The following is a 12,763-nucleotide window of genomic DNA, read 5'->3' as shown; positions in this document are numbered from 1 at the left end:
GTTTGTCGCAGCCAGCGACAGCGCGCAATCGAAGGACGCAGGTTTGCTATACTGCGTCCTTCGCTTTTTTGCTTTTATGTGAGTGCCTCATGCGTCAAATTGTTCTCGATACTGAAACCACCGGCCTGAACCCGCGCACGGGCGACCGCATCCTGGAAATCGGTGCGGTCGAGCTGAACAACCGCATGCTGACCGGTAATAATTTTCACCACTACATCAATCCCGAACGCGATTCGGAAGAGGGTGCGCTGGCCGTCCACGGCCTGACCACCGAGTTTCTCAGCGACAAACCCAAGTTCGCCGATATCGCCGACGAGTTCCGCGCCTATATTGCCGGCGCCGAACTGATCATCCACAATGCCCCGTTCGACATCGGCTTTCTGAACGCCGAATTCAAGCGCCTGAACCTGCCGCCCGTGCACGAACAGGTACACGGCGTGATCGACACCCTGGTGCAAGCCAAGGAAATGCACCCCGGCAAGCGCAACTCGCTCGACGCCCTGTGCGACCGCTACGGCGTGTCGAATGCCCACCGCAAACTGCACGGCGCGCTGCTCGACTCGGAACTGCTGGCCGACGTCTACCTGGCCATGACGCGCGGCCAGAACAGTCTCAGCATGGAAGAAGAAGTGGCAGCTCCCGTCGACGGCGCCATACTGGAAATCGTGCCGCTGGCCGAAGTCATCTTCCAGGCCGCCAGCGCCGACGAAATCGCCGCCCACGCAGCGACCATCGCCGGCCTCGACAAGGCTGTCAAAGGCCAGTGCATCTGGACCGCCGTCAGCACCCAGTCTGCGGCCTGAACAGAAAAAGAATGGCCGGTGCATTTTTTCTTGCCCCGGCCCTTGCGGATGGCGCAATACGTATGCGATAATTCGCCTCGCTTCGGGAGGTTAGCTCAGGGGTAGAGCACTGCATTCACACTGCAGGGGTCGCAAGTTCGAAACTTGCACTTCCCACCAAGAATTCGTTTAATATCAAAGGCTTACACTGATCTAGTGTAGGCCTTTTTTTGTTGGGTATGAAAAAAGTATGAAAAGTTCGGCTCAAGCGTGTTTGGCGTCTATAGGACGCCACCGTTTATTCTATTGTGCTCGTAAATCCAAAAGCGCCGCAACTATGGCCTGTTCACGACAAACTTTGCATAATCGCTAACCGAGCATAATTTTTGCCGATGACAATGGTTCGGATGGCGTTTTTGATGGAGTTGTTGTGTGTGTGTGTGCCTTGCTAAGGCACGATTAATCAGTCGGTGAAATTCCGATCTGGCTAGCTCGTGCTCCGGCCACAAGCACAAGGGGCGGTTCAGGCGGTAACGAATGGACTGAAGCACTTCGTGAAAAGGCCTCTTTGGGAGGCGGCGAGCCATGCGGGCCGCAAGGTGAGTGAACACTGAGCAGGCCTCGAAACATCGTCGTGGATGCCGACTCGCCATCATAACGAGGAAGGCTGACGGCGGCGCCGAAGCGAGCGTGAAACGCAGGTGTCGCGTCCACCGGGGGGAGTGGTGGCAGCACGCATGGTATGGCTTTCGGGCTAGTGAGCCGATCGAGTCTTGATGGTGCGCGCCGCCGTTATCGCGGTGTTGGTCGGAACCGCAACCACGGCCGCTGGATGCGCCTTGTTGTAGCTCGCGTACGCCGCTGAGACATAGGTCGTCAGAGAAGGCTGCAGCCCGTCGACCTGGATCTGCGAAGGTTGGACACCATGCTTGTGCCCGGAGGCATACCTCAGCTCATCGGACTTGACGTTTTTACTCACCGGAGCAGCGGCGAAGTATTCGAGCCATACGTAATAATCAGACATTTTATTTCCTTTTGGTGGGTGTGAAAAATCCGGCCGTGAAGCCGGAGGGGAAGTGGCCACGTCTGTGCTGACCACGCCGAGCAGAATGGGCAAGGTCGATGGGCGGGGCCGATGGTGATGGAACTGCACGTCGTCGCTGCAGGCGCCGTCAGGCAAAACGCCGAGAACGCGCGCAAGGCCACCACCCTGGTAGTGGCCGCATCGCAGTTCGCCACCAGGGGCGGCCAGGTGGTGAGCCAGGTGGTGACGACCATGGGCGAGATCAAGGAAAGTTCAGGCAAGATTGTCGATATCATCAGTGTGATCGACGGCATCGCGTTTCAGACCAACATTCTCGCGCTCAATGCCGCAGTGGAAGCGGCGCGCGCCGGCGAGCAGGGACGCGGTTTCGCGGTGGTCGCCTCCGAAGTGCGCACCCTGGCGCAGCGTTCGGCCAGCGCCGCCAGGGAGGTCAAGGAACTGATCGGCCGCTCGGTGGAAACCGTCAGCGCCGGTACCTTGCTGGTCGATCAGGCCGGCACAACCATGGACAGCATCGTCACCTCGATCAGGCAGGTGGCCGATATCATGACAGCGATCAGCGCTGCCAGCAGCGAGCAGAGTGCCGGTATCGAGCAGGTCAACCAGGCCATCGTCTCGATCGACGATGTGACCCAGCAGAACGCCGCGCTGGTGGAAGAAGCCGGCGCCGCCGCGCAAAGCATGCGCGAACAGGCGGACCTGCTGGCGCAAGCGGTCAGCGTGTTCAAGCTGGCCGGACAGCCGGCCCTGGCCGCGCCGCTGCGTACAACGGCGCCGGCGCTCGCCATGTAGGCAGCCGCGCTTCAGCCCAAACCGCAGCGCGAGCATTTTCAGCGCCGGCCAAGGCCGCCGTCTTTACTTCCGGCCAGAGCGGCTGGGGGAATTTTAATCGGGGAACCAGCGAAATGCCTGCGTTGCACTAATCCCCGCCAGCAGTCCCTGGGGCTACGGCATGCAGTGGCCGTGCCAGAAGTCTATTGCAGTAGTGAGCGTCTTCTGCTTGCAGCTCATCAGGAGCGCGGACAAGGTGTGAGGAGGCCGCATGGCAAGCCATGCAACGACGAAGCAAGTCATCTATGACGGCCCGTCCCCGCTTCTGATGGGTGCCAGCAGGAGCTGTATTCATTTACCGGGACAGGCTATAAGCATGGGCGCCGCCGGGAATGTGGCGAGGCAGGGCAACAGACCTGTGCAAGCGGGCAGCCGCCCCATCGGCATTCTATCTGCCCCTGTAGCAAACGCAACTGCAAATCAAGGCCGGGGCGTATGCCGTGGCGGCCAGGGCCAACCGGGACGAACTGGCCTGGCTGGGCCACCATGCCCGGCTTGCGCTAACGCTGCGGCAACTGCGGCGCCCCATCATTGAGGCGGAAGGCGCCCACCACCCTGAGCAGTTCGTGCGCCTGGTCCTGCATGCTTTGCGCGGCCGCCGCCGATTGCTCGACGAGGGCGGCATTGCGCTGCGTCAGTTCATCCATTTCAGTGATGGCACTGTTGACTTCCTCGATGCCCTTGCTCTGGCGCTGGCTGGCCGCCGTGATGTCGTTCATGATCTCCGTCACCTGCCTGACCGAGGCGACGATATCGCCCATGGTGCGCCCGGCGCTGTCGGCCAACTGGCTGCCCGTTTCTATCCTGGCCACGGAATCCTCGATCAGTTGCTTGATTTCCCGCGCCGCCGTGGCCGAGCGCTGGGCCAGGCCGCGCACTTCGGTGGCGACAACGGCGAAGCCGCGTCCCTGCTCGCCGGCGCGCGCCGCTTCCACGGCCGCGTTCAAGGCCAGGATATTGGTCTGGAAAGCGATGCCGTCGATGACGGCGATGATGTCGACGATGCGCCCTGAGCTGGCCTTGATCGAGCCCATGGTCTCGACCACCTGGCCGACCACGCGGCCGCCTTCCAGTGCCACGTCCGAGGTTGACAGCACCATCTGGTTGGCCTGGTGCGCATGGCTGGCATTTTCACGCACGGTATCGGTTAACTGATGCATCGATGACGCCGTTTCCTGCAGCGATTGGGCCTGCGATTCCGTGCGCGCCGACAGGTCGGCATTGCCCAGTGCGATTTCGCTCGCCTCCACCGTGATGGTGGTGCCGGCCTGCTTGATGTCGCTCAGCAGGGTATTCCAGTTTTGCACCACCGTCACCAGCGCGCGCGACAGCTTGCCCACTTCGTCGTCGCTGTCGGCATGGATGCGCATCGTCAGGTCGCCGGCGGCCAGCGACTCGGCCGCGCGGCAGGCGTCGTCGATGGGCCGCACCACGGCGCGCGCCATCCAGGTGGCGATCGCCGCCAGCACGGCAAAGCCGATGGCCATCGTGCCCAGCGAGAGCCAGGCGGCGCGCTGGCCCGCGTGCCTGGTCTCTTGCAGTGCATCGCCCGTGCGCTGGTCCAGGTTGAGCAATACCTGATTGAGCTGCTTGCGCACCAGCTGATAGTGCGTGGTCGCGCCCTGCATGGCCGCCACGCCCGTGTTGGGGTCCATCGACGCCAGATCCAGGGCCTGCGCGATGCTGGCCCGGTAACGTTCGATGGCAGGTAGCGCTTGCGCCGCTTCGGCAGCGGCGCCGGCAAAGCTTTGCAGCTCGGTCAAACCTTGCCTGATGCTGTTGAGCTGGCTATCGGTTTGCGTGCCGAACTCCTTGAATTGTGCTTCGGACAGACTGGCGGCGATGGCGATCTTGGCATACACCCCGGCATGCACCTGGCCCAGGTCGATGGCTTGCCGGTTGGCCAACCTTTCCGCCGTCAGCGTGACATGTTTCAATTCGTGCATGCGCCGCTCGTCCTGCTGCATGGCGAAATAGGACATCGCTCCCATGGCGAGCAGGCAAGCCAGCGCCACCACCGGGACGATCAACATCTTGTGTGCAATTTTCACAGGAGACCCATATTGTTAAAAGAGCTGTGCGTGGTCCCGGCACGGGCGGCGCGCAGGCCGGCTACAGGTAGATACCGCCGCAGACGACGGTATCGTTCAGCTTTTCGCAGTACATCGCCTTCGGTTCGATCTTCTTGTTCTCGGGATTCGTGAATTTGTATTCCTGCCAGAAGCTGCCTTTGCTCTTGGCCAGATCAACGCGCTCCTTGACGAAGGCCTTGCCATCGATATCCTTCAGTTCGATCAAATTCTTGCCCACCATCTTGGGATTGGCGCCATGCGCGACGACGGTGCCGTCGAGCTTGTAGACCACCAGGTACAGGTCATGCAGGATGAATTGCGGCGTCTTGGCGGTGAAGTCGGCATATGCCTTGGCATCGCCAGCGCTCTTGATGTAGGCCACGCCTTTCTTGACCATGGTTTCGGCATCGGCGCGCGTGGCGCCTCCTTCGGCGGCGGTGCCGGCTTGCGGCAGCGCGCTGGCGGCAAGGATGAGCGACAGGCAAAAAGCAGGGGCGAACTTGGACATTGCAGTCTCCTTCATGGTGCGTATTGGAAAGCCGGCGCAGGCCGGCGCGATAAGGTAGCGCCTATCGGAATGCCGATGTTTCATAGTAGCGCGATGTCAGCATGATCATGCACTCATGCAACAATTTTTTTTGTGCCGGGCGCTTTTACAACGTCGCGTGCAAGTTTTCACGCCTGCGCTTCCAGGGGAAGACGCCGGGCCAGGACTATCAACATGAGAGTGTAGTGCTGGCGCCACGCTTTGCCGGCGCCACTTGCCGGTGCGCCCGCGCATGCACGAAAGATCCTGACGCCCGCTGACGCAAGAACGCCTTGCGCCTGTTTCAGCGCAGCGTGCCGTCGCTCTTGCGCACGCTTGTTACATAGGTCGGCAACTCCCACGCGCCGCCCGGTGCGACCAGGCGGCACATGCCGGTGGTCGATTCCTTTGTCCAGACGAATTGCTTGCCATCCCAGGTGTGCACCGACGAACTCCAGCAGTCGCCCAGGCCGCGCCCTTTGTGGGACGCTGAAATCTCGCCGCCGCTGTAGCTGCTGGCATCGCCGCCGGCGCTGACCGGCGCGAACGGCGCCTGCGGATTGATCACCCAGAACATGGCGGACTGGTTGTAGGCATAGGTCTCGCAGACCATGGACGCGAGCAGTTTGTCGGGTGACAAACGATGCACGCGCAGGTCGTCTTCTGCCTGCTGGCCTGCGGACGGGTACATCCCGGGACAGTCGTCGCGGCTGGCAACTTGCCGCAGTGCTTGCAACAAGTCGCCACGCTGTCCTGGCGCCAGCACAATGTCTTGCCGGCTTTCGCGCGGTACGGCAGCGGCGGCGATGACCGGCGCCAGCGTGGACTTTCCGACCTCATTTTCGCTCTTGCCGCCTTTGCGCACCAGGGCGCCCACCGTGCCGATGCGGCCCTGGGCTTCGTCCATTTTCAGCAGCACGGCGCTGGCGCCGGCGGTGGACAAGGTCCAGTCGTGCTTGCCGCTGGAAAATACCACGCTCGACGCCTGCAGCAGGGCCGGCAGGATGACGGCCAGCGTTGCGCCGTTCAGGGGGCTGGACTGGGCGCCAGGGACCAGGTCGATGGTCCCGAGCTTGCGTGCGCCGGACTTGATCACCAGGTGACTGACGTTGGCGGCCAGCGCGACATCGCTCTCGGCGTAGGAGCCGAGCTGTACCCTTGCGCTCACTGGCTGTCTTGCGCCGGCGTCGCGCACCAGCAGCAGGGACACGGCCGGCTCGGCGCCGTCGACCTGGTAGCCGGCGGCGCGGCAGGTGCCGGTGTTGTCGCAAGCCAGTTCCCAGTCCTTGTGCGAAAAACTCACGCCCGCCTTGTCGGCGGCAAGGCCGAGACCGGGAAGGGTGGACGCGCCGCTCAACAACATGATGGCCAGGCCAGTTTTCATTGCAAATCTCCCTATGGATCGATCCGCATTATAGGCCGGGATGGAGCAGGACCCGAACGAGATTGGCTGGCACCAGCCGGGAGCCATGCATCAAGGCCTGGCCGGATCGAAATGCTTGCCTATGCCCATCCAGCACTCGAAATAATTGCCCTGCAATTGCGGCGACGCCAGCGCGTGGGCGGTGGGGCACAGCACGCTGCGCGTTTCGAACATGAAGGCCATGGTGTTGTCGACCTTTTGCGGCACCGTGGTGTCGATGCTGCTGGCCTTGTCGAAGGTGCCCGCGTCGGGACCGTGGCCACTCATGCAGTTGTGCAGGCTGGCGCCGCCGGGGCGAAAACCGGCGGACTTGGCGTCGTACTGGCCGTGGATCAGGCCCATGAATTCACTGGCCACGTTGCGGTGGAACCAGGGTGGGCGGAAGGTGTCTTCGGCCACCAGCCAGCGCGGCGGGAAGATCACGAAGTCCAGCGTGTCGACGCCGGGCGTGTCGCTGGGCGCCTGCAGCACCAGAAAAATCGACGGGTCCGGGTGGTCGTGGCTGATCGAGCCGATGGTGTTGAAGTGGCGCAGATCGTATTTGCAGGGTGCGTAATTGCCATGCCAGGCGACGACGTCGAGCGGCGAATGGCCGATCTGCGCCGTCCACAAGTTGCCGCAGAACTTGGCGACCAGTTCGAACGCGCCTTCCACGTCTTCATAGGCGGCGCAGGGCGTCAAAAAGTCGCGCGGATTGGCCAGACCGTTCGAGCCGATCGGGCCCAGGTCGGGCAGGCGCAGCAGGGCGCCGAAGTTTTCGCAGATATAGCCGCGCGCCTCGCCGTCGGGCAGCAGGGCCTGGAAGCGGATGCCGCGCGGGATCACGGCAATTTCCTGTGGCTCAATATCGATCACGCCCAGTTCCGTGCGCAGCTGCAAGCGGCCCTGCTGCGGCACGATCAGCAATTCGCCGTCGGCCGAGTAGAAATAGCGTCCCTGCATGTCGCGGTTGGCCGCGTACAGGTGGATGGCGCAGCCCGATTGGGCCGCCGCCGAACCGTGGCCGGCCATCGTCACCCAGCCGTCGATAAAGTCGGTGGCATCAACTGGCATAGGCAGCGGGTCCCAGCGCAGCTGGTTCGGTGGCGCCTCGACGTGCTCGAAGTCGGCCGCGATACGGCCATTGGTCAGGCGCTGGAACGGCCGGTGCATGGCGGCCGGGCGGATGCGGTACAGCCAGGAGCGGCGGTTATGGCTGCGCGGCGCGGTAAACGCCGTGCCCGACACCTGCTCTGCATACAGGCCGTAGGCGGCGCGCTGCGGCGAATTGCGGTGGGCGGGCAGGGCGCCGGGCAGGGCCTCGGTGGCAAATTCATTGGCAAAGCCGGATTGGTAGGGTGGATTCATTGTTTTATCTCCAGTGCGATAGCAGGCTTCACTGTAGAACGTGGGATAATATTTGACGAGATAAATAGCTAAATACAGAGTATTTACAGCGTGAATAATTCTTTGCCCTTGAGGCCCGCACCATGATCGACATCCGCAATATCGACCTGAACCTGCTGGTGGTATTCCACGAGGTGTACCGCGAGCGCCAGATTTCCATGGCGGCCAGGCGCTTGCACCTGAGCCAGTCGGCCGTCAGCAATGCGCTGGGCCGGCTGCGGCGCACCTTCAATGACGAACTGTTCGTGCGTACGGCGCAGGGCATGCAGCCGACGCCCTATGCGCTGCTGCTGGCCGAGCCGGTGGCCGGCGCCCTGGCCACGCTGGCCGAAGCGTTCAAGCCACCGCAGGCGTTTGACGCCGCCAGCAGCGCGCGCCATTTTCGCCTGGCCATGAGCGACGTCGGTGAAGTGTATTTCATGCCGGTGCTGGTGGAACTGCTGCGCCAGCAGGCGCCACAGGTGCAGCTCAGTACCGTGCGCGCCGGCGCCATCGATATCAAGACGGAAATGGAGGCAGGCCGGGTGGACCTGGCGATCGGCGCGTTTGACGATGTCTCGGGCGCGCTGTACCAGCGGCGCCTGTTCGAGCAGGCCTATGTGACGATGTTTCGCAAGGGCCATGCGCTGGGCAACGGCCAGCCGACCCTGACACGCTTCCTGGCGTGTGAGCATCTGCTTGTGGCCTCGTCCGACAGTCCTTACGATAAAGTCAATGCGCTGCTGGAAAAAGCCGGTGTGCGCGCCGCCGCCAGCTGCCAGGTGCCGCATTTCACGGCCGTGCCGTATATCGTCGGCGGCACCGACCTGGTGGTGACGGTGCCCGAAAAGCTGGCGCAGCGCGCCGCCGCGCCGTTCAATCTGGAATACCTGCGCCCGCCTTTGGCGCTGCCGACGCTGCAGACGAATATCTTCTGGCACCGGCGCTATACCCAGGATGCGGGCAACCAGTGGCTGCGCACCTTGCTGGCAGAAACGTTCGCCGAATAAACGACCTGTGCATTACTATGGCGTTTTACTTGTCAGGAGCGACCATGGCCATCCGCATACATCATCTGAATCAAAGCCGCTCGCAGCGCATCGTCTGGCTGCTCGAGGAACTGGGACTGGACTATGAACTGGTGCGCTACCAGCGTGACGCCGTCACCCATTTCGCGCCACCGGAACTGAAAGCCATCCACCCGCTGGGCAAGTCGCCGCTGCTGGAAGTCGATGGCGTGCTGATCGAAGAGTCGGGCGCCATCGTGCAGTACCTGTGCGAACAGCACGGGCAGTTCCTGCCGCCGGCCGGCTCGCCCGAGGCGCTGCGCCATCTGCAGCTGATGCATTTTGCCGAAGGCTCGGCCATGATCCCGCTGCTGCTGCGTATTTATGTGTCACGCTTGGGCGACGGCGGCGCGCCGCTGCACGGGCGCATCGATGGCGAAGTGGTCAGCCATTTTGACTATCTGGAAAGCATCATGCAGCCTTGCGGCCATTTTATCGGCGAGGGTCTCAGCGGCGCCGACATCATGCTCAGCTTTCCCGTCAGCATTGCTGTCAAACAGCCGGAAGGCGCGCGCTGGCCGAAGCTGCAAGCGTTTGTGCGCGCCATCGAAGCGCGCCCGGCCTGGCAGAAGGCCATGGCCGCCACCGAAGGTTAATCAGCCATCACAAGCAGATACCCAAGCTGATCCTCGATGATTTTTATGATGGCAGGCCGCTTTTCGCCGTGGGCCGAGCTGCTGCGCCAGTTCACGGGCAAGGCGAGCATCGACGAAGGCCTGCTGCGCTGGATGCTGATTGCGCCGCTGGTGAAAGCGCGCAGCGCGGTCAAGGTGAACGCGATCGCGGCGCGGTTTGCCGAGGCCCGGATGCGCTACCAGGCGCTGCTGGGCAGCGATGGCGTGCTGGTCTTGCCGACACTGGGGCTGCTGGCGCCCCTTCATGGACAGATGAACCGGCTGTCGTTGAAGCCTGGCGTCAATGGCTGGTTTACCGCCCACACCCTGGGTAATTACCTCGATTTGCCGGCGCTTGCCATTCCAGCCTGGAAATTCACGGACCCGGCCAGCGGCCTGCCGCCGAGCATATCCGTGATGTGCGCACCGGGCGCGGAAGCGCAGCTGTTTGCCGCCGCAGCACGCATCGAGGCCGTCCTGAACTGAGCTTGTTTGCATGTTGATATTGTCACTATTGCATTTCAACAGGTGAAATTTCGTTTTATTGCATGAAATTGGCGCTTGTGCACTGGCCTGGCCGCCTAATTTGCTGTCTTATATAAGATTCCGCGCCATCGGGTACACAAACGGCGGCAGGACAGTCTAAAATACGTGGTGGGCCAAGCACGGCGTCACCGCCGGTACACTAGCCGTCCAAAGCAAGGTCAACCACCCTGTGTTTGGAACGAAGAAAGTTAACCACCAAGCATCACCGCATACAAGGGAATGAACATGGCAACACAAAAATCCAGGATCATCTACACGCTGACCGATGAAGCGCCCATGCTGGCGACGTACTCCCTGCTGCCGATCATCAAGAAGTTCACCGCGCCGGCAGGCGTCGACGTTGTCGCCAGCGATATTTCCGTCGCTTCGCGCGTGTTGGCTGAGTTCCCCGAGTACCTGTCCGATGACCAGAAAGTGCCGAACACCCTGGCCGAGCTGGGCGCCCTGACGCAAAACCCCGACACCAATATCATCAAGCTGCCGAACGTCAGCGCCTCGGTCGGTCAGCTCGTTTCGTGCATCCGTGAACTGCAAGGCCGCGGCTACAAGCTGCCGGACTATCCGGAAGATGCAAAGACCGACGAAGAAAAAGCCCTGAAGGTCCGCTACGGCAAATGCATCGGCAGCTCGGTCAATCCAGTGCTGCGCGAAGGTAATTCCGACCGCCGCGCGCCGAAGGCCGTGAAAGAATTTGCCCGCAAGCACCCGCATTCGATGGGCGAGTGGAGCCAGGCGTCGCGCACTCACGTGTCGCATATGCACCATGGCGACTTCTACCACGGTGAAAAATCGATGACGATTTCCGCCGCGCGCGACGTCAAGATGGAACTGGTCACCAAATCCGGCAAGACCATCGTGTTGAAACCGAAGGTCTCGCTGCTGGCCGGCGAAATCATCGACAGCATGTTCATGAGCAAGAAAGCGCTGCTGGAATTCTACGAGAAGGAAATCGACGACGCCTTCAAGACCGGCGTGATGTTCTCGCTGCACGTGAAAGCGACCATGATGAAGGTCTCGCACCCGATCGTGTTCGGCCACTGCGTGCGCATTTTCTACAAGGATGCGTTCGAGAAGCACGCCGCGCTGTTCGACGAACTGGGCGTGAACGTCAACAACGGCATGGTCAATCTGTACGACAAGATCGACACCCTGCCGACGTCCAAGAAAGAAGAAATTCTCAAGGATCTGCACGCCTGCCACGCCAACCGTCCGGAACTGGCGATGGTCGATTCGGCCAAGGGCATTACCAACTTCCATTCGCCGAACGACATCATCGTCGACGCCTCGATGCCGGCCATGATCCGTATCGGCGGCAAGATGTGGGGCGCCGATGGCCGTCCGAAAGACGTCAAGGCCGTGATGCCGGAATCAACTTTCGCGCGCATCTACCAGGAAATGATCGGCTTTTGCAAATGGCATGGCAACTTCGATCCGAAGACCATGGGCACTGTGCCGAACGTGGGCCTGATGGCGCAGCAAGCAGAAGAATACGGTTCGCACGACAAGACCTTCGAAGTGAGCGAAGCGGGCGTGGCCAATATCACCGATATCGCCACCGGCGAAGTGCTGCTGTCGCAGGACGTGGAAGAGGGCGATATCTGGCGCATGTGCCAGGTCAAGGACGCGCCGATCCGCGACTGGGTCAAGCTGGCCGTCACCCGCGCGCGCAACTCGGGCATGCCTGCCGTGTTCTGGCTCGACACCTTCCGTCCGCATGAAAACGAAGTCATCAAGAAGGTGCAAACCTACCTGAAAGACCACGACACGAACGGCCTGGACATCCAGATCATGTCGCAGACGCGCGCCATGCGTTTCACGCTGGAGCGCGTCGCACGCGGCCTGGACACCATTTCGGTGACCGGCAACATCCTGCGCGACTACCTGACCGACCTGTTCCCGATCCTGGAACTGGGCACCTCGGCCAAGATGCTGTCGATCGTGCCTTTGATGGCCGGTGGCGGCATGTACGAGACGGGCGCCGGCGGTTCGGCGCCGAAACACGTCAAGCAGCTGGTCGAAGAAAACCACCTGCGCTGGGATTCGCTGGGCGAGTTCCTGGCGCTGGCCGTGTCGCTGGAAGACATGGGCATCAAGACCGGCAACGCCAAGGCCAAGATCCTGGCCAGGACGCTGGACGAAGCGACCGGCAAGCTGCTGGACAACAACAAGTCGCCATCGCCACGTACTGGCGAACTGGACAACCGCGGCAGCCATTTCTACCTGTCGCTGTACTGGGCCCAGGCGCTGGCTGCGCAGAACGACGACGCCGAACTGAAAGCCCATTTCACGCCATTGGCTACCGCCCTGAGCGAAAATGAGTTGAAGATCGTCGAAGAACTGCTGGCCGCGCAAGGTTCGGCAGCCGATATCGGCGGCTACTACATGCCTGATCCGGTGAAAACGGAAGCCGTCATGCGTCCGAGCGCCACCTTGAATGCGGTGCTGGACAGCATCTGATTGTGTAGAAAATCGTGCGGCGCCGTCAGCAAAGG

The 12,763-nt window shown here is 61.8% G+C and carries 10 protein-coding genes, 1 tRNA gene and 1 pseudogene; 7 read left to right on the top strand and 5 right to left on the bottom strand.

Translation table 11 applies throughout. From position 1 onward, the window contains the following. Positions 1–89 precede the first annotated feature (89 nt). Both dnaQ and CD932_RS17985 read left to right on the top strand, forming a co-directional pair. Positions 90–803 carry a DNA polymerase III subunit epsilon gene (gene dnaQ / locus CD932_RS17990; protein WP_094444150.1) on the top strand — a complete coding sequence of 238 codons (714 nt, stop codon included), beginning with the start codon at positions 90–92 and terminating at the stop codon, positions 801–803. A gap of 84 nt (positions 804–887) precedes the next feature. Then, positions 888–962, top strand: a tRNA-Val gene (locus CD932_RS17985). Between the two features lie 574 nt (positions 963–1,536). Here the strand turns inward: CD932_RS17985 and CD932_RS17980 are convergent. After that, positions 1,537–1,806, bottom strand: coding sequence for a hypothetical protein (locus CD932_RS17980; protein ID WP_094444149.1), 270 nt, complete (start codon positions 1,804–1,806; stop codon positions 1,537–1,539). Between the two features lie 147 nt (positions 1,807–1,953). Between CD932_RS17980 and CD932_RS17975 the strand changes: the two are divergent. Beyond that, positions 1,954–2,619: pseudogene (locus CD932_RS17975) on the top strand (methyl-accepting chemotaxis protein); the annotation flags it as partial. A 539-nt stretch (positions 2,620–3,158) separates the two neighbouring features. On the opposite strand, the gene CD932_RS17970 reads toward CD932_RS17975, so the two are convergent. The 4 genes from CD932_RS17970 to hmgA all read right to left on the bottom strand — a co-directional run bounded on the left by CD932_RS17970 (position 3,159) and on the right by hmgA (position 8,026). Further along, on the bottom strand, positions 3,159–4,691 hold the full coding sequence (locus tag CD932_RS17970; RefSeq protein WP_094444148.1) for a methyl-accepting chemotaxis protein: 1,533 nt from the start codon (positions 4,689–4,691) through the stop codon (positions 3,159–3,161). A gap of 79 nt (positions 4,692–4,770) precedes the next feature. Continuing rightward, on the bottom strand, positions 4,771–5,238 hold the full coding sequence (locus CD932_RS17965; RefSeq protein WP_094444147.1) for a cache domain-containing protein: 468 nt from the start codon (positions 5,236–5,238) through the stop codon (positions 4,771–4,773). A gap of 322 nt (positions 5,239–5,560) precedes the next feature. Beyond that, on the bottom strand, positions 5,561–6,640 hold the full coding sequence (locus CD932_RS17960) for a DUF1176 domain-containing protein (protein WP_176461039.1): 1,080 nt from the start codon (positions 6,638–6,640) through the stop codon (positions 5,561–5,563). A gap of 90 nt (positions 6,641–6,730) precedes the next feature. Then, positions 6,731–8,026 (bottom strand): homogentisate 1,2-dioxygenase, encoded by a 1,296-nt coding sequence (hmgA, locus tag CD932_RS17955; protein WP_094444145.1) that lies wholly within the window; start codon positions 8,024–8,026, stop codon positions 6,731–6,733. Between the two features lie 122 nt (positions 8,027–8,148). On the opposite strand from hmgA, the gene CD932_RS17950 reads away from it, so the two are divergent. The 4 genes from CD932_RS17950 to CD932_RS17935 all read left to right on the top strand — a co-directional run bounded on the left by CD932_RS17950 (position 8,149) and on the right by CD932_RS17935 (position 12,728). Further along, on the top strand, positions 8,149–9,054 hold the full coding sequence (locus tag CD932_RS17950) for a LysR family transcriptional regulator (protein ID WP_094444144.1): 906 nt from the start codon (positions 8,149–8,151) through the stop codon (positions 9,052–9,054). A gap of 44 nt (positions 9,055–9,098) precedes the next feature. Continuing rightward, the gene (locus tag CD932_RS17945; protein ID WP_094444143.1) at positions 9,099–9,707 is read left to right on the top strand and encodes a glutathione S-transferase family protein; all 609 of its coding nucleotides are present in this window, start codon (positions 9,099–9,101) and stop codon (positions 9,705–9,707) included. Between the two features lie 45 nt (positions 9,708–9,752). Beyond that, positions 9,753–10,211: an amidase family protein gene (locus tag CD932_RS17940; RefSeq protein WP_176461038.1), complete on the top strand. Its 459-nt coding sequence runs from the start codon at positions 9,753–9,755 to the stop codon at positions 10,209–10,211. A 285-nt stretch (positions 10,212–10,496) separates the two neighbouring features. Beyond that, on the top strand, positions 10,497–12,728 hold the full coding sequence (locus CD932_RS17935) for an NADP-dependent isocitrate dehydrogenase (RefSeq protein ID WP_094444467.1): 2,232 nt from the start codon (positions 10,497–10,499) through the stop codon (positions 12,726–12,728). Positions 12,729–12,763: the final 35 nt, after the last annotated feature.

The sequence above is a fragment of the Janthinobacterium sp. PC23-8 genome (assembly GCF_002250505.1).
In the GTDB taxonomy this organism is placed as follows: Bacteria; Pseudomonadota; Gammaproteobacteria; order Burkholderiales; family Burkholderiaceae_D; genus Janthinobacterium.
Note: the sequence above shows the minus strand (reverse complement) of the source record. Positions and strands in the feature narration are given on the sequence as shown.